Origin of the sequence: Streptomyces subrutilus, from assembly GCF_008704535.1 — a bacterium.
Lineage (GTDB): Bacteria > Actinomycetota > Actinomycetes > Streptomycetales > Streptomycetaceae > Streptomyces > Streptomyces subrutilus.
On sequence record NZ_CP023701.1, the window covers coordinates 449,014 to 469,699 of the forward strand.

At 75.7% G+C, this 20,686-nt stretch carries 14 protein-coding genes; 10 read left to right on the forward strand and 4 right to left on the reverse strand.

Annotation, left to right across the window (positions count from 1 at the left end):
• The first annotated feature begins 62 nt into the window (after positions 1-62).
• The 8 genes from CP968_RS01945 (at position 63) to CP968_RS01980 (ending at position 14,339) form a co-directional block, all read left to right on the forward strand.
• Positions 63-7,160 carry a non-ribosomal peptide synthetase gene (locus CP968_RS01945; RefSeq protein WP_150516322.1) on the forward strand — a complete coding sequence of 2,366 codons (7,098 nt, stop codon included), beginning with the start codon at positions 63-65 and terminating at the stop codon, positions 7,158-7,160.
• Entirely contained in the window at positions 7,157-7,366 is a 210-nt protein-coding gene (locus CP968_RS01950) for an MbtH family protein (RefSeq protein WP_150516323.1), read from the forward strand. The genes CP968_RS01945 and CP968_RS01950 overlap by 4 nt, the downstream gene beginning before the upstream one ends.
• Before the next feature lie 181 nt (positions 7,367-7,547).
• Complete coding sequence (locus CP968_RS01955; RefSeq protein ID WP_229885793.1) at positions 7,548-7,985, forward strand: cobalamin B12-binding domain-containing protein; 438 nt, start codon at positions 7,548-7,550, stop codon at positions 7,983-7,985.
• 103 nt (positions 7,986-8,088) lie between these two features.
• The gene (locus CP968_RS35640; RefSeq protein WP_150516324.1) at positions 8,089-10,500 is read left to right on the forward strand and encodes an amino acid--tRNA ligase-related protein; all 2,412 of its coding nucleotides are present in this window, start codon (positions 8,089-8,091) and stop codon (positions 10,498-10,500) included.
• Positions 10,497-11,906, forward strand: a complete 1,410-nt coding sequence (locus tag CP968_RS01965) for a glutamate synthase-related protein (protein ID WP_208835969.1) — start codon at positions 10,497-10,499, stop codon at positions 11,904-11,906. The genes CP968_RS35640 and CP968_RS01965 overlap by 4 nt, the downstream gene beginning before the upstream one ends.
• Positions 11,903-12,271: a hypothetical protein gene (locus CP968_RS01970; RefSeq protein WP_150516325.1), complete on the forward strand. Its 369-nt coding sequence runs from the start codon at positions 11,903-11,905 to the stop codon at positions 12,269-12,271. The genes CP968_RS01965 and CP968_RS01970 overlap by 4 nt, the downstream gene beginning before the upstream one ends.
• A gap of 90 nt (positions 12,272-12,361) precedes the next feature.
• Positions 12,362-13,618, forward strand: coding sequence for an MFS transporter (locus CP968_RS01975; RefSeq protein WP_150516326.1), 1,257 nt, complete (start codon positions 12,362-12,364; stop codon positions 13,616-13,618).
• A gap of 10 nt (positions 13,619-13,628) precedes the next feature.
• Positions 13,629-14,339 carry a 4'-phosphopantetheinyl transferase family protein gene (locus CP968_RS01980; RefSeq protein WP_150516327.1) on the forward strand — a complete coding sequence of 237 codons (711 nt, stop codon included), beginning with the start codon at positions 13,629-13,631 and terminating at the stop codon, positions 14,337-14,339.
• Positions 14,340-14,450: 111 nt separating this feature from the next.
• Here the strand turns inward: CP968_RS01980 and CP968_RS01985 are convergent, their stop codons facing one another.
• On the reverse strand, positions 14,451-14,858 hold the full coding sequence (locus tag CP968_RS01985; RefSeq protein WP_150516328.1) for a hypothetical protein: 408 nt from the start codon (positions 14,856-14,858) through the stop codon (positions 14,451-14,453).
• Complete coding sequence (locus CP968_RS01990) at positions 14,855-16,567, reverse strand: right-handed parallel beta-helix repeat-containing protein (protein WP_150516329.1); 1,713 nt, start codon at positions 16,565-16,567, stop codon at positions 14,855-14,857. Before CP968_RS01990 ends, CP968_RS01985 begins: the two co-directional genes overlap by 4 nt.
• Positions 16,568-16,777: 210 nt before the next feature.
• Between CP968_RS01990 and CP968_RS01995 the strand changes: the two genes are divergently transcribed.
• Positions 16,778-17,878, forward strand: coding sequence for an AI-2E family transporter (locus tag CP968_RS01995; RefSeq protein ID WP_150516330.1), 1,101 nt, complete (start codon positions 16,778-16,780; stop codon positions 17,876-17,878).
• Positions 17,879-17,893: 15 nt separating this feature from the next.
• Here the strand turns inward: CP968_RS01995 and CP968_RS02000 are convergent, their stop codons facing one another.
• Positions 17,894-18,073, reverse strand: coding sequence for a DUF6480 family protein (locus tag CP968_RS02000; RefSeq protein WP_150516331.1), 180 nt, complete (start codon positions 18,071-18,073; stop codon positions 17,894-17,896).
• A 198-nt stretch (positions 18,074-18,271) separates the two neighbouring features.
• On the opposite strand from CP968_RS02000, the gene CP968_RS33975 reads away from it, so the two are divergent.
• On the forward strand, positions 18,272-18,427 hold the full coding sequence (locus CP968_RS33975; RefSeq protein WP_167536744.1) for a DUF6131 family protein: 156 nt from the start codon (positions 18,272-18,274) through the stop codon (positions 18,425-18,427).
• Between the two features lie 3 nt (positions 18,428-18,430).
• On the opposite strand, the gene CP968_RS02005 is transcribed toward CP968_RS33975, so the two are convergent.
• Positions 18,431-20,575 carry a glycosyltransferase family 4 protein gene (locus CP968_RS02005; RefSeq protein ID WP_150516332.1) on the reverse strand — a complete coding sequence of 715 codons (2,145 nt, stop codon included), beginning with the start codon at positions 20,573-20,575 and terminating at the stop codon, positions 18,431-18,433.
• Positions 20,576-20,686 lie beyond the last annotated feature (111 nt).

Below are 20,686 nucleotides of genomic sequence, written 5' to 3' on the forward strand. Positions count from 1 at the left end.
TGCCTAGCGTGGTGGCACACGGAGTCCTCTCCGCACCCGTCCCCTCGCCTGGAGGCCCCGCGATGCCCTCGACCGCCCCCACCGTCTCCGCCGTCCTGGACGGCGGACCGGCGATCGCCCCGGCGCCGCCGGTGCTCGAACGGATCGACTCCCGGGTCGCCGACGGCGCCGAGCAGACCGCCCTGGTGCACGGCCGGCGCCGGATGACGTACGGGCAGCTGGCCCTGGCGGTGGCGCTGCGCGCCGAGGAGCTGGCCGCCGAGGGCGCCGGCCCCGGGCGGCTGGTGGCCGTGCACCGGCCGCGCGGCATCGAGGCCGTCGTGGGCCTGCTGGCGGCCCTGCGCACCGGTGCCGCCTACCTGCCGCTGGACCCCGGCGCCCCGGCCGCCCGGACGGCCGCCATCCTCGCCGACTGCGCCGGACGGGAGGTCGCCGCCGCGGACGGCGAGACCGTCCTGCCCGGCCCCGGCGTCCCGCCGGGCACCGCGTACGTGATCTACACCTCCGGTTCGACCGGAACGCCGAACGGCGTGGCCGTCGGGCACGCCGCCCTCGCGCACTTCACCGCGGGCGCGACCGTCCGGTACGGGATCACCGCCGAGGACCGGGTGCTCCAGTTCGCCCCGCTGCACTTCGACGCGAGCGTGGAGGAGATCTTCCTGACCCTCGGCGCGGGCGCCGCGCTCGTCCTGCGCGACGAGGAGATGCTGGACGTCCCGGGCCTGCTGGCGGGCTGCGCCGCGCACGGGGTGAGCGTCCTGGACCTGCCCACCGCCTACTGGCACGAGCTGGCGCACGCGCTGGCCTCCGGCGTGGCCGAACTGCCGCCCGCGCTGCGCACGGTGGTCATCGGCGGCGAGGCGGCGCTGCCCGAGCGGGTGGCGCAGTGGTGCCGGGCCGTGGACCCGGACCGGGTGCGGCTGCTGAACACCTACGGCCCGACCGAGGCCACCGTCGTCGCCACCGTCGCCGACCTGTCCCGCCACCCCGGGGGCCCGGTCCCGATCGGGGAGCCGCTGCCGGGCGTGCGGGCCGCGGTCGTCGACGGGGAACTGTGGCTGCTCGGCGGGGCCCTGGCGCTCGGCTACCTGGGCCGGCCCGAGCTGACGGAGCGGCGCTTCTCGGCGCTGGACGGGGAGCGCGCGTACCGCACCGGCGACGTGGTGTTCGTCCGGGAGGACGGCCAGCTCGGCTTCCGGGGCCGGGCCGACGACGAGGTGAAGATCAACGGGCACCGGGTGGACCCGGCGTCCGTGGAGTCCGTGCTCACCGCCCACCCCGGGGTCCGCGAGGCCGCCGTGGTGGCGCAGGAGACCGCGGACGGGGTGAAGCGGCTGGCCGCGTTCGTGGTCGCGGAGGAGGGGGTGGGCGCGCAGGAGCTGCGCGCCCGGGTGCGGGCCGAGCTGCCGGCCGCCGCCGTGCCGTCGGCGGTGACGCTGGTGGACGCGCTGCCCCGCACCTCCTCCGGCAAGATCGACCGCAAGTCGCTGCGCGGTCCCGCGCCGCAGGAGCCGTCGGCGGACCGCGTCTTCGACGGGGTGGTGCTGCCGGCCGAGGACCGGATCCCCCTGTCCTTCGCCCAGCGCCGGCTGTGGTTCCTGGCCGGCCTGGAGGGCCCCTCCACCACCTACAACCTGCCGCTGGTGCTGCGCCTGGACGGCGTCCCGGACCACGAGGCGCTGGCCGCGGCGCTCGCCGACGTCGTGGAGCGGCACGAGGTGCTGCGCACCGTGTACCCGGCCGTCGACTCCGAGCCGTACCAGCACGTGCTGGAGCCGCTCGCGGTCCCGCTGCCGGTGCGCGCCTGCCGGCCGGAGGAGGTCGACGCGCTGGTGGCCGGGTTCACCGCGGGCACCTTCGACCTGGCCGCGCAGCTCCCGATCCGCGCCCGGCTGTTCACGACCGGGGACGGGGGCGCCACCCTCGCGCTGCTGACCCACCACATCGCCACCGACGGCTGGTCGGTGGGACCGCTCCTGCGCGACCTCGGCCGGGCGTACGGGGCCCGGCTGGCCGGTGGCGCGCCCGACTGGGAGCCGCTGCCGGTCCAGTACGCCGACTACACGCTGTGGCAGCACGAACTCCTGGAGCGGCCGGAGGAGTTGATCGGGCACTGGCGGGCCGCCCTGGAGGGCATGCCGACCGTACTGGACCTCCCCGCCGACCGGCCGCGGCCCGCCGAGCCCAGCGGGGAGGGGGCCGGTCTCGTCGCCCGGCTGGACGCGGCCGCGTTCCGCCGGCTCGCCGGGCTGGGCGAGGAGCGCGGCGCCAGCCTGCTGATGCTTCTGCAGCCGGCTCTGGCCCAGGCCCTGGCCGCGGTCGGAGCGGGTACGGACGTCGCCATCGGCACGCCGGTGGCGGGGCGCGGGGACGAGGCGCTGGACGACCTGGTCGGCTTCTTCGTGAACACGCTGGTCCTGCGCACCGACGTCTCCGGCGACGTCCCGTACGCCGAGCTGGTGGACCGGGCGCGGGACGCCGACCTGGCGGCCTACGCGCATCAGGAGCTCCCCTTCGACCTGCTGGTGGAGCACCTGCGGCCGGACCGGTCGCTCGCCGTGAACCCGTTCTTCCAGGTGATGCTGACCGCCCAGGAGCAGGACGGGCAGGAGCTGTCGCTGGGCGGCGGCCTCACCGGCCGCTTCGCCGAACCGGGCCTGGAGGCGGCCAAGTTCGACCTCAGCGTCTCCTGCGTGGCCGCGCCCGACGGCGGACTGGAGGTGTGGTGGCAGTACGCGGCGGACCTCTTCGACCGGGAGACGGCGCAGCTGCTGCTGGACGTCTTCGTCCGGGCCCTCGCGCGGGCCGCCGCCGACCCGGACGGGCCGCCGTCGGCGCGGCCGCTGCTGGACGAGGGGGAACTGCGGGGACTCGCGGAGCGGCGGAGCCGGCTGGCCGCGGCCCGTGCGGAGGCGGCCCGCGCGGCCGCCGCGGCCGCACCGGCCGGCTCGGCCGCGGACGGGTCGGCGGCCGAGGAGGTGCTCTGCACGCTGTTCGCGGAGGTGATCGGCATCGACCGGGTGGCCCCGGACGACAACTTCTTCTCGGTCGGCGGGCATTCCATGATGGGCGTGCGGCTGGTGAACCGGATCCGGGCCGTGCTCGGGCTGCAGGCCCGCATCCGCGACCTGTTCCTGGCCCCGACGCCCGCGCTGCTGGCGGTCCGGCTGGCCAGGGGGGCGGCGGACACCGGGCGGGCCGCGCTGGTCCCGGTCGCGGCGGCGGACCGGCCGGAGCTGGTGCCGCTGTCGTACGCGCAGCGCCGGCTGTGGTTCGTCGACCAGTTGGAGGGGCCGAGCCGCTCCTACACCATCCCCTTCGCCCTGCGGCTGGACCGCCCGCTCGACCCGGCCGTGCTCGCCGGGGCCCTCGCGGACGTGGCCGGGCGGCACGAGGTGCTGCGGACGGTGTACCCCGCGGTGGACGGACACCCGTACCAGCGGGTGCTGGAGTCGGCCCGGCCGGTGCTGGACCGGGTCGCCGCGGCCCCCGGGGAGCTGGACGCCGCCGTGGACGCGGCGGCCGGGCACGTCTTCGACCTGGCCCGCGACCTGCCCTTCCGGGCCTCGCTGATCGACGTGGCGGGGGGCGGGCAGGTGCTGGTGCTGCTCGTCCACCACATCGCGGCCGACGGCTGGTCCGCCGGGCCGCTGCTGGCCGACCTGGCCACCGCCTACGGGGCCAGGTCGCGGGGCCGGGCGCCCGGCTGGCTGCCGCTGCCGGTCCAGTACGCCGACTACACCCTGTGGGAGCGGGCCGCCCTCGACGGCGAGGCCGCCGCCGGGCACGTCGCCTTCTGGAAGCGGACCCTGGCCGACGCGCCCCCGGTGCTGTCCCTCACCGCCGCCCGCACCCGGCCCGCCGAGGCCTCGCACCGGGGGGCCGCGACGCCGCTCGCCCTGGACGCCGCCACCCACGCCCGGCTGGAGCGGCTCGCCCTGGACCACGGGGCCACCCTGTTCATGGTGGTCCAGGCGGCGCTGGCGGCCACCTTGACCCGGCACGGGGCCGGCACCGACCTGCCGCTGGGCACGGTGGTCGCGGGGCGCGACGACGAGGCGCTGAACGACCTGGTCGGCTTCTTCGTCAACACCCTCGTCCTGCGCTGCGACACCTCCGGCGACCCGCGCTTCGACGAGCTGCTCCGGCGGGTGCGGGACACCGACCTGGCCGCCTTCGCCCACCAGGACCTGCCCTTCGACCTGGTGGTGGAGCAGCTGAACCCGGTCCGCTCCACCGCCCACCACCCGCTGGTCCAGGCGGTCGTCCAGGTGCAGCCGGCCGAGCCGCCGACGCCGCCGGACGCGGTGTTCGCCGGGACCCCGCTCGGGGCGGTGTCCGGGTTCACCAAGTTCGACCTGACGGTCTCGCTCCAGGAGGCGCGGACCGCCGACGGGGCCGCGGCCGGGCTGGACGGCGTACTGGAGTACGCGACGGACCTGTACGACGAGGCGACCGCGGCCCAGTTGGCGGCGCACCTGGCCCGCACCCTGCGGGCGGTGGCCGCGGACCCGGCGCAGCGCATCGGGGACGTCGCACTGCTCTCCGCGGAGGAGGAGTTCCGGCTGCTGACCGAGTACAACGACACGGCGACCCCGCGGTCCGGGCGCGGTCCGGTGCACGAGGTGTTCGCGGCCCGGGCCCGCCGCACCCCGGACCGGATCGCGGTGTCGTACGAGGAGGAGACGCTCACCTACGCGGAGCTGGACGCCCGCGCCAACGCCCTGGCCCACCGGCTGATCGCGGCCGGGGTGCGCCGGGAGGGCGCGGTCGGCGTGCTGATGGACCGCACGCCGCAGCTGCTGGTGGCGGTGCTGGCCGTGCTCAAGTGCGGCGCCGCCTACGTGCCGCTCGATCCGCGGCTGCCCGACGCCCGGGTCCGCATGATCATGGAGGACGTGGCCGGGGAGGTCCTGCTGACCGAGGGCGCCCACCTCGACAAGCCCGCGGTGCGCCGGGAGGCCTCGGCCGGCGTGCGGGTGCTGACGGCGGACCCGGCGCAGGACCGGACGGACGGCGCGGACGCGGCGGACGTGTCGGACCCGGCGGTCGTGGTCGGCGAGGACGCGCTGATGTACGTGATGTTCACCTCCGGCTCCACGGGCCGGCCCAAGGGCGTCGGGGTCACCCACCGCAACGTGGTGGAGCTGGTCACCGACCGCTGCTGGAACCGGGCCAACCACCGCCGCATGCTGGTCCATTCGGCGATCGGCTTCGACGCCTCCACCTACGAGCTGTGGGTGCCGCTGCTGAGCGGCGGCCAACTGGTGATCGCACCGGGCGACGGAACCGACGTCGCCGAACTCGACCACGCCGTCCGCACCTACGAGGTGACCGCCGCCTACTTCACGATGGGCCTCTTCCACATCATGGCGGACGAGGGCCTGGACACCCTCAAGCTCCTGGACGAGGTGTGGACGGGTGGCGACGTCGCCTCCCCCAGCGCCCTCCAGCGCGTCCTGGACCACTGCCCCGACACCGCGCTGGTCCACTCCTACGGACCGACCGAGACCACCTTCGCCTCCCACCAGCAGCGCATCCCGGCGGGTGCCGGGCGCACGCTGCCGGGGGTGTTCCTCGGGGCGGCGCTGGACAACACCCGCGTCCACGTCCTGGACGCCCGGTTGCGGCCGGTGCCGATCGGGGTGGCCGGAGAGATGTACCTCGCGGGCACCCAGGTGGCCCGCGGCTACCTCGGGCGTCCCGGGCTGACGTCGGAGCGGTTCGTCGCCGACCCGTTCGGCGCGGACGGCGGGCGGATGTACCGCACCGGCGACCTGGTGCACTGGACCCCGGCGGGCGAACTGCGGTTCATCGGCCGGGCCGACGGACAGGTCAAGCTGCGAGGGTTCCGCATCGAGCCCGGCGAGATCGAGGAGACCCTGGCCCGGCACCCGGGCGTCGGCCGGGTCGCGGTGGTCGTGTTCGAGGACGGCCCGGGCGGCAAGCGGCTCGTCGCGTACGCCGTACCGCGCGCCGGCCACGGCCTGACCACCGGCGAACTGCTGCGCTGGGCGGCGGGCGAACTCCCCGAGCACATGGTCCCGTCGGCCGCGGTGCTCCTGGACGCCATCCCGCTGACCGTGAACGGCAAACCGGACCGCGGGGCGCTGCCGGCGCCCGCTCCGGCCGCCCGCCCCTCAGGGCGCCCCCCGCGCACCCCGCGGGAGGAGGTCCTGTGCGGGCTCTTCGCCGAGATCCTGGGCGTGGAGGGGGTCGGCATCGACGACAACTTCTTCGGCCTGGGAGGGCATTCGCTGCTGGGGGTGCGCCTGGTGAGCCGGATGCGCACGGTGCTGGGGCTGGAGCGCGGGGTCCGCGACCTGTTCCGGACGCCGACCGTGGCCGGGCTGCTGGGCGACGAGCCGACCGGCTTCGACCCGATGGGGGTCCTGCTGCCGCTGAGCACCCGCGGGTCGCGGGCGCCGCTGTTCTGCATCCACCCCGGCACCGGTGTCGGCTGGCCGTACGCGGGCCTGGCCCAGCACCTGGGGCCCGACCAGCCGCTGTACGCCGTCCAGGCGAGGGCGCTGAGCGAGCTCGGCCACTCCCCCGAGTCGGTCGAGGAGATGGTGGCGGACTACCTGCCGCTCATCCGCGAGGTCCAGCCGCACGGCCCGTACCGCTTCCTGGGCTGGTCCTTCGGCGGCACGGTCGCCCACGCGCTGGCCGCGCGCCTGGCGGAGCTGGGCGAGCGCACCGACCTGCTGGCCATGATGGACGTGCACCTGCTGCCCACCGAGCCGGTGCGCCGCCGGATGACCCCGGCGCAGAAGCGGGACATGCTGGTCGGGGACGCCACCGGCGAGCCGGCCGACGCACCCTTCGACGTCGACGCGCTGATCGGCCTGGTGCGGCTCAAGGACCCGGTGCTCGGGGCCTTCTCGGACGCGGAGATCCGCTCCGTGATCGGCGCGTCCATCAACCACGCCGAAATCATGAACCTGTACGCCCCGCGCCCCGTGGCCACCGACATGCTCTTCCTGGCGGCCATTGAGGACGGGGAAACGGAGAACACTCTCGCGCAGCACTGGATTCCCTTCGTGGAAGGCCGCGTGGAGAACCACATCATCGGGGTCCCGCACACCAGAATGGGCGAACCCGAACCGCTTGCCCTGATCGGCCGTATCCTTTCCGAGAAATTGAGGAGCCTGTCATGACCAATCCTTTCGACGACACCGAGGGAACGTTCCACGTCGTGGTCAACGCCGAGGGCCAGCACTCGCTGTGGCCCGGGTTCGCCGACGTCCCCGCAGGCTGGGAGGGAGTCTGGGGCCCGGGAACCCGGGCGGACGCCCTCGCCTACGTGGAGCGCAACTGGACGGACATCCGGCCGAAGAGCCTCGTCACGCAATACGCCTCCTGACCCTCCGGAAGCCGCCCGGTCGGCATTTCGGTTCGTCGTGGACGACAAGAAGGCCGTGCCCCGCATCCGCGGGGCACGGCCTTTTCGCTGCCCTGCCGGCCCGCTCGATAAAGCGGCCACTTCCGCCATACTGCCGCTTCGACTTCCCCTCGCCCGGGATATCGCTTCCTATATTTCTCGCATGCGACGAAGGAATGTGAACATCCTGCTGGCGGGTACGGCCTCGGATTCCCACACCTGGAACCTGGTCTATCTGCAGCTGCTCCTGGAGGAGCTCGGGCACCCGGTCCGCAATCTGGGTCCCTGTGTGACGGACGAGCTGCTGACCGAAGCCTGCGCGCGGGAGGAGCCCGGTCTCGTCGTCCTCAGCAGTGTGAACGGGCACGGCTACCGGGACGGACTCGGCGCCGTGCGCGCCGTACGGCGGGCCGGGCTCACCCTGCCCGTCGTCATCGGGGGCAAGCTGGGCGTGGCCGGCGAGGCCGATCCCGCACAGCGCGGACTCCTGCTGGACGCGGGCTGCGACGCCGTCTTCGACGACGGGGACGTCGCCGCCCTGCGCGCCTACCTGGCCGCCCTCGAAGCCGCGGCGCACCGCGCACCGCAGGCCGTCGCATGACCGCCGCCACGCTCGCCGCACCGACCGTGGCCCCCCGGCAGTCCCCGCCCCCCTCCCCTCGTTCGGCGCGTTCGTCGCGGAGGCCGCAGCGGCCGGACAGCTCGTGGTGCAGCCCCGGATGGGGTTCGGCGACCCGCGCCGGATGCGGGCCGGCCTGGAGCGCACCAAGGCGGCCGTGGCCACCACGGTCGGCACGCTCACCATCGACAGCTACACCCGCGTCGGCGACCACGCGGCCGCGCGGGCCGCCCTGGCCGAGGGCGTGCCGCTCAACGGCTACCCGATCGCGACCCATTCCGCCGAGTCGACCCGGGAGCTGCTGGCGGGCGTACTGGACGCCGGCTTCCCGGTCCAGGTGCGCCACGGCTCCTCGCGGCCCGAGGCGATCGTCCGGGCCCTGGCCGCCGCCGGCCTGGACGCCACCGAGGGCGGACCCGTCTCGTACTGCCTGCCCTACGGGCGCACCCCGCTCGCCGAGTCCGTCGAGAACTGGGCCCGCTCCTGCGAGCTGCTGACCACGCTGGTGCCCGCGGGCCGGGTGCCGCACCTGGAGAGCTTCGGCGGCTGCATGCTGGGCCAGCTGTGCCCGCCCGGGCTGCTCGTGGCGCTCAGTCTGCTGGAGGGGATGTTCTTCGTCCGGCACGGCCTGCGCAGCGTCTCCCTCAGCTACGCCCAGCAGACCGACCCCGGCCAGGACGTCGAGGCCGTTCGGGCGCTGCGCCGGCTGGCCGGGGAGTTCCTGCCGCGGGACGTGGAGCGGCACGTCGTCCTCTACACCTACATGGGCGTCTTCCCGCACACCGAGCGCGGGGCGACCCGGCTGCTGGAGGCCTCCGCGCGGCTGGCCGTGACGGCCGGCGCGCAGCGCCTGATCGTGAAGACCGCCGCCGAGGCCCACCGGATCCCGACCGTGGCGGAGAACGTACGGGCGCTGGAGACGGCCGCGGCGGCCGCGGCGCTCACCGCGCCCGGGCGGGAGCCGGAGCGGTCGGCGGACAGCGAGGTGTACCGGGAGGCCCGGGCGTTCGTCGAGGCCGTGCTGGAGCTCGGCGACGACCCGGGACGGGCCCTGCGCACGGCCTTCGCACGGGGCGTGCTGGACGTGCCGTACTGCCTGCACCCCGACAACGCGGGGCGCTCGCGCAGCTTCGTCGCCGCCGACGGCCGGCTGCGCTGGTCGCGGACCGGCGCGATGCCGGTGGCCCCGTACGCCGCCGGCCGGCGGGCCCCGGCCCGCGCGCCGGCGATGACCTCGGACGGGCTGCTGGCGGCCCTGGGCGGCGTCGCCGGGCGGTACGACGCGCCCCACGAGCAGCCCCACGAGAGGCCGCGCGAGCAGCCGCAGCGCCGATCGGACGGGGCGCAGGCCGCCGGGGCCGCGGCGCCCGACGGGGCGGCCGGACCAGCCGGTCCGGGCCTCGGCGGGGCCCGCGCGACGCCCTCCGCACACCCCGTCCCGCCGCCCGTTTGCGACCCACCGGTGTGCGACCCACCCCTTTGCGTACCCGTACTTCTACGAACAGGAGCCGACATGGACCTGCAGACCCCTCCCCCGCTCGGCGAGCACCTGCGCTCGCCGCAGCTGCGGTCCGCGATGCTCGTGCAGCAGGAAGCCCTCCACGCGGCGCGGCGGTTCCTGCGCGGCGAGGGCTTCGTGGAGCTGCTGCCACCGCTGGTGGGCCCGGTCACCGACCCGGGCGGGCGCGGCGCGAAGGCGCTGGACGTCGACTACTACGGGCAGCCGTACAAGCTCATGACCAGCGCGATCCTCTACAAGCAGGCCTCGTTGAAGGGCTTTCCGCGGCTCTTCTACATCGCGCCGAACGTCCGGGTGGAACCGCCGGAGACGGCCGGCACGGGGCGGCACCTGGTGGAGTTCCACCAGATCGACGTGGAACTGGCGGGCGGCAGCCGCGCCGACGCGCAGGAGATCGCGGCCGGGCTGCTGACGCACGTGGTGGAGCACGTGTGGACGGCCGTTCCCGAGGTGCTGCGCGAACTCGGTCGCGACGAGCTGGACTTCGCTGAGCTGCGGTCGGGGAAGTTCGATTCCTGCACCCACGAGGAGGCGGTGGCCAGGCTGCTCGGGCAGGGGCATCCGCAGAGCCCGGACGCGGAGATCGACTGGGCGGGCGAGAAGGTCCTCTCCCTGGAGGCGGACCGTCCGTTCTTCATCAACGACTACCCCAAGGGGTCGCGCGGGTTCTACGACCGCGAGGATCCCGAACGTCCGGGCGTGCTGCGCAACTTCGACCTGATCGCGCACGGCGGTTTCGGCGAACTGGTCAGCGGCAGCGAGCGCGAGTCCGGATACGCGACGATCGTCACCCGCATGCGGGAGAGCGGCGAGAACCCGGCCAAGTACGCCTGGTACCTGGACCTGGCGCGCGAGGGCATCGAGCCCAGTGCCGGCTTCGGGATGGGGCTGCAGCGCCTCGTGCGGTTCCTGACCGGGCTGGACGCGCTCTGGCAGGTCAGCGCCTACCCGAAGCTGCCGGGGGTGATCGCGCCGTGAGCGCGCCGAACGGACCGGGCGCACCGGGCGCACCGGGCGCACTGGATGCGCCGGGCTTCCCCGAGCGGGCGGTACGGGCGCGGGCGCGGGCCGGGACGGCCGAGGTCTTCCCGCCCGCGGACGCCTACGGGGCGCGGCTCTTCGGGGCGGCGGGGCCGGGTACCGGCGACGGCGCGTACGGGCCCGCCGGGGCCGGGGCACCGCTGCCGGACGCGCTGGACGCACTGCGGATCGTGCCGCCGGTGTTCATGCCGCGGCGGCTGGAGAAGCTCATCGACCTGGGCCGGGAGCCGTCGTACGAGGACGTGGACCTGCGCACCCCGGTCGGCGGTTTCGACGCCCTGCTCCCGCTCTACCTCTCGGCGTTCGGCTCGACCCGGGCCGGCAGCGGCGACCTCGGGGTGGCGGCGGGCCGGCAGGCGGCGCGGCTGGGCATCCCGATGGTGATCGGCGAGAACATGGTGCCGGTGCACGGCTACAGCCGGGGCGGCGAGGGCGGAACCACGCGCTCTGCGCTGCTGGAGCGGGTGGCGGCGTACGCGCAGGAGCTCCCGGACGGGGTCGGCGGCGTGGTGGTGCAGCAGTCCACCGAGGACGCCGACTCCGAGGTGTGGAACCTCCTCTACAGCGACCCGGGGACACGGGCGCTGCGGGACTCCGGCCGGCTGGGCTTCGAGCTGAAGGTCGGCCAGGGCGCCAAGCCGGGTCTCGGCGGGATGACGGTGGTGAGCGCGGCGGAGGCCGGGCGGCTGTCCGGGCAGTTCGCCGTACGGGACCTCCTGGGCGACGGGGCCGGGGCCGGTGCCGGTGCCGACGGCGGCGGCACGGGCACCGGCGCCGGACGGCGGCTGCGGTGCGCGACCCCCGGGACCTTCACCGAGGAGATCGTCCGTCAGCAACTGCGGTTCATGCGGAACAACTTCCCGCTGGCCCGCACCTGGGTCAAGTTCCACCCCGGCCGGGACATCGCCCTCGCGGCGGCCACGGCCTGGGCCGCGGGCGCCGACGCGGTCACCGTGGACGGCGCCGAGGGCGGCACCGGGTGGGCGCCCCGCGTATTCCTCGACCAGGTGGGCCTGCCGCTCGGGGAGTGCCTGCGCCGGATCGGCAGGCCGGCCGGGGACCTGCTCGCCACCGGGCGGATCTGGGAGGGCGGCCGCGCGGTGCGGGCGCTCGCGCTGGGCGCGAGCGCGGTGGGCCTGGGCCGGGCGGCGCTGCTGGCCGTGGACGAGGACGCGGAGGCGGGCCTCGTCCGGCTGGTGGAGGCCCTGGCACTGGAGCTGCGGCTGCTGGTGAGCGCGGTCGGCAAGTACCGGGTGGGCGATCTGGACCCGCAGGACCTGTGGCCCGTGGACACCCCGGCCGACGCCGGGGCGCACCCCCTGCCGCTCGGGAACCGGGCATGAGCGGGCCCCGGCGGGAGCCGCCCGCGGCCCCTGCCGGCCGCCGGGCCCGGCCGGGCCGGACCGGCGGTGCGCACTCCCGGCCGCCGCTCGGCCGCGACCGGCTCGGCGCACGCGGCGCCGCCTGCGTGCGGGCGCGGTTCCGGCTCTCGGAGATCCCGGGGGTGACCGTCGCCCCGGCCGCCGGGGCCGGCTGCGTCACTCCGGCGGCCGCGGCCGCGGCCCGGGCCCTCGGCGAAGCCGGGCTCGGCCATCTCGGCGGCCACCTGGAGCTGCGGACGTACGGCTCCGCACCCCGCACCGTCGATCTGGCCCGCGCCGCCCGCCGCGCCGTCGCCGCCGCCCTGGCCCGCCCGCACGACGCCTGAAACCGCCTCCGGCCCCTCCGAACCCTTCGGCACCCTCCGCCCGCCCCTCTCCCCCTTCGCCCCTTCGCCCTCGCAGAGAACAGGTACACCATGGACACCCCCGCAGCGCAGGCGCAGCAACCGGTCCAGTGGGGCCGGGTCGGCTCCCTCGTCGGCGGCCAGGCCGCCGTGCAGCTCGGCAGCTTCGCCCTGCTCATCGCCATGAACTGGACGGCGGTCGAGATCGGCGGGACCCGCGCGGTCACCCTGCTGATGCTCGCCGCGACCGTGCCCCGCGCCCTCATGCTGATCTTCGGCGGGGCGGTGGCCGACACCCTCGGCCCGCGCTTCGTCCTGCTGCGCACCACGGCGGCCCGGGTCCTGCTGCTGGCCGGCGGCGCCCTGGTCACCGCGACCACCCAGTCGCTGTGGCCGCTGGTGGTGATCGCGCTGGTGGAGGGGGTGCTGCTCGGGCTCGCCGGACCGGCCTCGGGCGTACTGCTCCCGATGTTCGCCCGCGGTGACCAACTGGCCCGCGCGAACTCCCTCTACGCGATGGTGCTGCGCGTCGCGCCCATCCTCGGGGCCCCGGCCGGGGCCTTCCTGATCACCGTCGGGGAACTGTGGCTGGCCATGGTGGTCGGCGCCGTCACCGGCGCGATCTGGCTCGGCTGCCTGCTGCACGTCACCCACGGGTTCGTCCGGCCGGAGCCGGAACCCGGCGTCTCCCTCGTCAAGCGCTCCGGCGACGGGTTCCGGCTGCTGGCGGGCAACCCCCGGCTGCGCTGGATGTTCGTCGCGGCCCTCTGCCTGGACCTGGCCTTCAGCTGGCCCGCCGAGGTGGCGCTGCCGCTGCTGGTGTCCGAGCGGGGCTGGGGGGTGAGCGCGGTGGGCGTGGTGCTGGCCGCGTTCAGCGTGGGCGCGCTCGGTTCCAGCGCGGTCGGCGCCGCGATGGCCCACCGCATCCCGATGTTCGTCCGCCTCGTCGTCACCGGGGCGGGTCTGGCCGCCGGCATCCTGGTCATGGCCCTGATGCCGTCCGTCACCTCGCTGACCGCGGTGGCCGCCGGCGTCGGGCTGCTGTCCGGGCTCAACGGGCCGGCCATCGTCACCCTCTACCAGCAGTCCGCGCCCGAGGACCGGATGGGCGCGGCGATGTCCACCCTCTCGCTGGCGGGCATCGGCGCCGCGCCCCTGTCCATCGCCGTCTTCAGCTCGCTGTCGCTGGTCCTGGGCGTGCAGACCACCTGGCTGCTGTGCGGTGCGATCGCCTTCGTCTCGCCGCTGGCCGCGGTGCTCGCCCTGCGCCACCCCGCGCGGACCGAGCAGCCGGCGCCGGTGGAGCTCCCCGTCCCCGCGGCCGTCTGAGGAGGCCCTCATGACGCTCGTCACGCAGCAACTCCTGCTCCCGGAAAGGCTGTCGGACCCCGGCCCGGCCCGGGCCGTCCTGGTGGGCGCGAGCCCCGGACTGTGGCTCGTGGACACCACCGCGTACCGGGCGCACGCGGCCCGGCACGCGCCGGGCACGCTGGACGCCCAGGAGCTGGCGCGGGCCGCCGAGTTCGTGCGGGCCGCCGACCGCGACTCGTACGTCTGCGCGCACGTGGCGCTGCGCCGGCTGCTCGGCGCGTACCTGGGGCTCGCTCCGCGCGAGGTGGCCGTCGAACGGGCGCCGTGCGCCCACTGCGACGAGCCGCACGGGCGGCCGGTGCTGCCGGGCGGGGCCCTGCACTTCTCGCTCTCGCACTGCACCGGCATCAGCCTGCTGGCCTTCGCCACCGCCCCGGTCGGGGTGGACGTGGAGGAGGTCGTGCCGCTGCGCACGATCGCGGAGCTGTCGGACGTGCTGCACCCGAGGGAGGCCGCCGAGCTGGCGGTGCTCCCCTCCGCGGAACGCCCGCCCGCCTTCACCCGGGTGTGGACCCGCAAGGAGGCCTATCTGAAAGGTCTCGGGGTCGGCCTGTCGGAGAACCCGGCGGCGGACTACGTGGGTTCGGGCCCGGTGCCGGCCGGACTGCCCGGCTGGACCCTGACCGACGTCCTGGTGCCGGACGGGCACTGCGCGGCGGTCGCGCTCCGCACGCCGTAGCCGGCCGGGAACCGGCCCGCCCGGGCCGGTTCCCCGCGGTACGGCGCCGGGCCGCCCGATCGACCGGACAGCCCGGACGACCGAACCGCCCGGACGGCCGGGCAGCGCCGGTCAGACGAGGCCCGTCAGGCTCGCGATCGCCGCCCGCGCCCACTCCTGCGCCCCCACCGCCGCTCCGGCTGCCGCTCCGGTGGCGACGGGGGCCAGCGCTCCCCGCAGCCCGGTGACCGCGCGGCGCAGCCGGCCCGGCTCCGGGGGCTCGGGGCGGGTGATCTCCGCCAGGACCTCCCGGGCGGCGAACTCGGCGTCCTCGCGGTCCGGGTCGGCGAGACCGGCGTCGGGCAGCTGCCGCAGGAGCTCGGTGACGAGCTCGGCGAGCGGCTCGAACCCGGGGGCGACGGTGGTGTCGTTGCGCTGGTTCTGGGTGACGCTCTCGTTGTTCCACGCGAACTGGGCTCCCGAGACGGGTCCGTTGAACACCGGTCCGGCGCCGTGGGGGGCGTGCTGCGGGTCGTTCATGGGCCGGGGCCCTCCTCGTTGGTCTGCTGCTGGACGGCATGGGTGTTGTTCCAGGCCAGCTGGGCGCCGTGGACGGCGGCGTTGAAGACGGGCCCGTTGAAGTGGTTGACGACCGTCGGCGCGGGACCGGCCGGTTCGGCGGGCTGTGCGACGACGCGCAGGGTCGTGCGCAGGCCGGTCAGGTCGACGTGTCCGTTGTCGAGGACGGCGAGCCCCTCGTCCCCCTCCACCGCGCAGTCCACCATCCGGCCCGCGCAGGTGCCTTCGAAGCTGGCGCCCGCGGCGGCGCAGTCGGTGAACGTGCCGCGCGCGACGTCCACGTAGGCGCGGTCCCTGCCCGCGAGGCCGTACGACCGGGCGCCGGCCACGGTGAGGTCGCGGGCGACCAGCTGTCCCTGGCCGAAGGCGATGGCCCCGCCCGCGCCCAGTTCCCGGGCCGTGCAGTCGCGCAGCGAGAGCCAGGCCTCCTCGCCGACCCCGAAGGCCAGCACGGCCCGCTCGGCGGTCACTCCCGTCAGCGCGACCCGGGCCTGCCCGGCGACGGCCACGGCCATCGTGCCGAGGTCGCGGAACGTGGAGCCGGTGACCTCGGCGGCGGTGCCCGCGCCGCCCCATCCCTCCAGCCCGGCCTTGCAGCGGTCCACCCGGACGTCCGTGAAGACGGCCCGGGCGTCGCCGAAGACCCGTAGCGCGGTGCCCGTGAGGTCCTCGATCGCGATCCGGCCGAAGCGGCCGCGGCCTCCGTCGGTGACGGCGATGCCGACGTTGCCGCGGGCGATGCGCACACCGTCGGCCTCGATGACCCCGCCCGTGGTCGAGAAGACGCCGAGGGTGCCGGAGCCGAGGACCTCGCAGTCCTCGAACCTGCCCCGGCCCGCGGTGTGGACGTTGATCCCGCTGTCGCGGCAGTCGGCGAACACGCAGCCGCGCACGAGGAGGTCGGCGCCGCTCGCCACCGCGACGCCGTGCTGGGCGTCGGTGACGCGCGTGCCGTCCACCGAGCCCTTGGCCTGCTCGGTGAAGAGGATGCCCTCCGCGTGCACGGCCGTGACCGTGCAGCCGCTGACCGTGAGCCGCGCCCGGGTGTCCGCCGCGAGCGCGGCCTGTCCGATGCCGGTCAGTTCGCACCCGGTGACCTGGGCGCGCGCGTCGCTGACGCGGACGCCGTGGATGCGGCTGCCGTCGATCCGGCTGTCGCGGATCGCGACGTCGGCGCCTTCGATCACCGCGAGGGCGTTGTCGGCGGCGTCGGTGAACCGGCACCGTTCGACGAGGCCGCGGGAGCCGGTGAACAGGGTCCGGCCGTAGAGGACGGTGCTGTCGCGCAGCGTCACGGTGGTGTGGGGCCTCGCGTGGACGCTGACGGCGTGGTGCCCGCGGACCTCCGCGTGGTCGAGCGCGAGCGTCCCGCCGGTGCAGGCGACCACGTCCGCTCCCGGGTCGCGGCCGGTCAGCATGAGGCCGTGGACGGACACCGAGCCGCAGGCGTCGAGGACGGTCCCGCGGACCGCGCTCACGAGCACGGAGCCCGGGCCCGCGGTGGCGACCAGCCGGACCTCGCCGCGGACCGCGAGCGCCTCCTCGTAGTGGCCGGGCTCGATCTCGATCAGCGCCGGCCGCCGCTGCGCGGCCGCGGCGGCGAGGGCGGAGGAGATGTCCCGGTGACCGCGGCGACCGCCGCGCGGCGAGACGAGGTACCTGGCTGACATAGCGGCCTTCCCCCGATGCCGTCCGTCCGGAGCCGCCGATGGTACCGGAGCCGCCGGCCCCCACCAGGGCCGCCGGGTCGCGCCGGCCGTCGTCCGCGGGGCCGGGCGGTGTCGGTGAACTCGCCTTCCGGTGGGCGGCGTTCGGCGCTCGCGCCGACGGTCGGCGGCGGGCGGGGACGGCCGTGCGCGGCGGGCCGTTAAGGTGGCGGGATGCCTCCACACTTGAGTCCCACCAGAACCACAGCCGCGCTCCGCACCTCGGCGCGCATCTCCGTCGACCTGCTGCTGGTCCTGGTGATGACCGCGGTGGCGCTGTGGATCGTCGGCCGGATGTGGTCGGTCGTCTGGCCGCTCGTCGTGGCCTTGTTGCTCACCACGCTGACCTGGCCGATCGCCGCGTTCCTCCGGCGGCGCGGCTGGGCGCCGGCCTTGGCGGCGTCGGTGGTGACGGTGCTGTTCCTGCTGGTCGCCGCCGGGATCGCGGCCCTGATCGCGGTGCCGGTGGCCTCCCAGTCCGGCCAGTTGACCGATGGCGTGGTCGACGGCATCCAGAAGGTGCGCGAGTGGGCGTCCGGGCCGCCGCTGAACATCGGTGACGACCAGATCACGGGAGCCTTCGACACGGCCGTCGCCCGAATCCAGGACAGCCTGGGCAGTGCCGTCACCACCGTCGTCACGGGGGTCAGCACCGTCTTCAACGGGGTGGTGACGGCCGTCCTCGCGCTCTTCCTGATGTTCTTCTTCCTCAAGGACGGTCCGCGCTTCCTGCCGTGGCTGAAGGGTCAGCTGCCCGGCCGACTCTCCGTCGACGTGCCGGTCGTGATGGCGCGGAGCTGGGACACGCTGGGGTCGTTCGTGCGGTCGCAGGCCTTCGTCGGCCTTCTCGACGCCGTGTTCATCGGGCTCGGCCTGTGGATCGTGGGGGTGCCGCTGGTGCTTCCGCTGGCGGTGCTGACCTTCGTGTCGGCGTTCGTCCCCATCGTGGGTGCGCTGTTCGCCGGTTTCGTCGCGGTGCTGATCGCGCTGGTGTCGAACGGTCTGACCGACGCGCTCATCGTGTTGGCGATCATCGTCGCGGTGCAGCAGTTGGAGGGCAACGTGTTCCAGCCCATGATCCAGAGCCGGGGGCTGGGCCTGCACGCCGCGGTGGTCCTGCTCGCCGTGACGCTGGGCGGCAGTCTGGCGGGGGTCGTGGGCAGCCTGCTGGCGGTGCCGGTCGCGGCGTTGATCGCCGTCTTCTGGAACTACCTGCGCGAGCAGCTCGCCGATCCGTCGCCGGAACCGGAGGCGCAACCCGCGGCGCCGTCCTGACGGCGTCCGTCCCGGTCAGAAGCCGGCGATGCGGGCCGCGAAGAAGGCCGCGAACATCAGGCCGCCGAAGGCGATGAGCGCCAGCAGGATCCGCGGGTGCTCGAAGATGCCGCCGTCGGGGCGCTCCTGGTGGGCTTCGGCGATGCAGCCCTCCGCGGGCGGGGTCTCCTGCGGCGGTACCGGATCCACACTCATGGGGTCCTCCTGGAAACCGGGGGTTCCGGGGGTTCCGGTCCCTGTGGTCCCAGCGTGCGCGCCCGTGCCGAAAGGCGCACCGCGCACCGTTCGTGCAGCGCTTGACCAGCCGGTATGACGATCGGTCCGCCGGAGGCATGGCTTCACCGTGACGGGGCATAAGCGGATCGGCGAGACGCGAGATGGGAGAAAAACATCATGATCGCACTCGGAATCGTCCTGTTGATCATCGGCTGGCTCCTCGGCATCTCGATCCTCTGGACCATCGGCATCATCCTGCTGGTCATCGGTGCCGTTCTCTGGATCATGGGATCGCTCGGTCACGCGGTGGGAGGTCGGCGGCATTACTGGTAGTCGTCACTGGTAGCGGCCCGTCGCACAGGCGGCGCGTCTCCCGGCCCGGGCCGGGAGACGCGCCGTTTCCGTGTCCCCGCCCCGGCCCGCGTAGACCGCCGCGAACGCCGTCGCGGCCGCGTCGATGGAGTAGCGACCGCGGACGGTGGCCGCGGCCCGGGCGGTCATCGCGCCGAGCTCCTCGTCGGACAGGGCGAGCAGCCGGTCGATCCCGCGGGCCAGGGTCCCGGCCGAGGACGTGTCCAGGAGCAGCCCGTTGACGGTGTCCTCCAGGTAGTGCGGGACCCCGCCGCGCGCGGTGGCCGCCACGGGCAGTCCCGCGTCCATGGCCTCCAGCACGGCGATGCCGAACTCCTCCTTCGCGCTGGGGCACACGTAGTACGCCCGGCCCGCTCCCCCGCCGGAGCGGGCCAGCGCGCGCTCCAGGCACCGGACCTCGGCGTTGGGGAGGGCGGGTACGAGCGCCAGCCGGGCCGCGGCTCCGGGGTGCTCGGCGCGCAGGGCCGCGAGGGCGGCCCGCACGTCGCGTTCGGCCGGTTCCGCGGCGTCGGCCCGCACGGAGCCGCCCACGACCACCAGGGTGGAGCGCAGGCAGAGCCCAGACTCGATCCAGGCGCGGACCAGCAGGTGCTGCTGCTTGAGGGGGTGCAGTCGGCCGACCGTGAGCAGGAGCGGCAGGCGCCGGGCGTCCGGGTCGAGCGCCGACACCCGTTCGCCGCCGCCGAAGAGCCGCTCCAGCAGCAGTTCTCCGCGCCGGCGGGTGTCCGGTGTGTCGTGGTACGCGGTGATGCCCTCGGGCGGGGCCGCGGGGCCGCGGCCGCCCCTGGCACCGGCGAGCTGGGGGAAGTGGCGCAGGAGTTCGGCCGTGGCGTCGGCTCCGTCGCCGCCCGGGCCGGGAATGCCGACGACCTCGTCGGCCCGCTGGACGAGCCGGTCGGCCACGAAGACCCGGTGCAGGTCCCGGCGCAGCTCCTCGCGGTCGGCCGGCACCGCGGGCCGGGCGGCGCCGTGCCGCTCGCCGATGCGGCGGTGGGGGTCGGGCGTGGCCGTGAAGACCAGGCGGGCGCCGAGCCGGCGGGCCGCCTCGGCGACCGCGAGGGAGGCGTCGTCGGCGTACCGGACGTGGACCAGGTCGGGCCGGCGCTCCAGCGCGCCGAGGAGCCGGGCGGCCCACCAGCTCGCGGCCCCGAAGTCGTCGGGGCCGTGAGCCGCGTCGCCGGCCCCGTCGTCCTCGGCGCCGGCCGCGTCGGGGCCCGCGTCGTCGACCGGCAGGCCGAGGGTCCAGTGGCCGGGGCCGCGGGGCCGCAGGAGTTCCGGTTCTCCGCGGTCCGAGGGCCGCATCCGGGCGGTCACCAGCGTGAGGACGCCGTCGACGGCGTCGGTCCTGACCAGCGCGTCGCCCAGACCGCCCAGGAGCACCCCGAGGCCGCCGCCGGAGCCCTCGCCGGGGCTGTCCATGGCCCCCAGGAGCATCGACTGGACGACGAGGAGCCCGCCGCGCCGCGGGATCGGTGGCGCGGCGAGGACGTCGGCGCCCGCGGCCGCGGCCAGCAGCAGCCGTTCGTACGGGTCCGCTCCCGTGGCGGGGTCGGGCAGCAGGCGCCGCCCGTCGGGCCGGGTCGCGAGGTGGCGCCACAGCGCGTGGCGGACCGGCCGGGCCGCGAAGGGGCCGGTCCGGTCCGGGTCGGTCCGTCCGGCGGGGTCGGGGAGCGGCAGTCCGCCGGCCGTGGCCAGGGCGATCAGGGTCGCGAGGGTGCGGGGGTCGGTGTGGCGCGGCAGCTCGCGCCGCAGGGCGCGGCCCGCGCGCGCGGGCCCGTAGCGGTGGAGGGAGCCGGGCCAGGCCTCGGCGACGGTGGCGCGCAGCCGGCGCTCCGGCCGCAGGGCGGCGGCGACGAGCTCCTCCGGGGTGGCGGGCAGGCCCAGGCGCAGGGCCCTGCGCAGGCGGGCGACGGTGTGGTCGGCCGGGTCGGTCAGGGTGCCGGGGTGGACGGAGGGCAGGTACTCGGCCCGCAGGAACGGTGCCAGCGCACCTGCGGGCACCGGCAGGCCGCCGGGCGCGCGGGCCGGGCGGGAGCCGCCCGCGGCCCAGAACGCCTGGCGGACCGCGACGAAGGGGTCGGGCCGGTCGTGCGGGACGGCTGTGTCCACGGGGCGCTGCTCTCGCTCGGGTGGGGGGTCATCCGTGCTTCCGCCCCCGCGCCGCCTTCGGATGCGATGCTCGTGCTCGGCGGGTCTTCGGGCGGTGGTGCCTCCGGTCGG

What these genes read in the sequence shown, in the direction of transcription:
- CP968_RS01945 (WP_150516322.1), top strand. Translation starts at nt 63, where the DNA reads ATGCCCTCGACCGCCCCCACCGTCTCCGCCGTCCTGGACGGCGGACCG.
- CP968_RS01950 (WP_150516323.1), top strand. Translation starts at nt 7,157, where the DNA reads ATGACCAATCCTTTCGACGACACCGAGGGAACGTTCCACGTCGTGGTC.
- CP968_RS01955 (WP_229885793.1), top strand. Translation starts at nt 7,548, where the DNA reads ATGCGACGAAGGAATGTGAACATCCTGCTGGCGGGTACGGCCTCGGAT.
- CP968_RS01970 (WP_150516325.1), top strand. Translation starts at nt 11,903, where the DNA reads ATGAGCGGGCCCCGGCGGGAGCCGCCCGCGGCCCCTGCCGGCCGCCGG.
- CP968_RS01975 (WP_150516326.1), top strand. Translation starts at nt 12,362, where the DNA reads ATGGACACCCCCGCAGCGCAGGCGCAGCAACCGGTCCAGTGGGGCCGG.
- CP968_RS01980 (WP_150516327.1), top strand. Translation starts at nt 13,629, where the DNA reads ATGACGCTCGTCACGCAGCAACTCCTGCTCCCGGAAAGGCTGTCGGAC.
- CP968_RS01985 (WP_150516328.1), bottom strand. Translation starts at nt 14,858, where the DNA reads ATGAACGACCCGCAGCACGCCCCCCACGGCGCCGGACCGGTGTTCAAC.
- CP968_RS01990 (WP_150516329.1), bottom strand. Translation starts at nt 16,567, where the DNA reads ATGTCAGCCAGGTACCTCGTCTCGCCGCGCGGCGGTCGCCGCGGTCAC.
- CP968_RS01995 (WP_150516330.1), top strand. Translation starts at nt 16,778, where the DNA reads ATGCCTCCACACTTGAGTCCCACCAGAACCACAGCCGCGCTCCGCACC.
- CP968_RS02000 (WP_150516331.1), bottom strand. Translation starts at nt 18,073, where the DNA reads ATGAGTGTGGATCCGGTACCGCCGCAGGAGACCCCGCCCGCGGAGGGC.
- CP968_RS33975 (WP_167536744.1), top strand. Translation starts at nt 18,272, where the DNA reads ATGATCGCACTCGGAATCGTCCTGTTGATCATCGGCTGGCTCCTCGGC.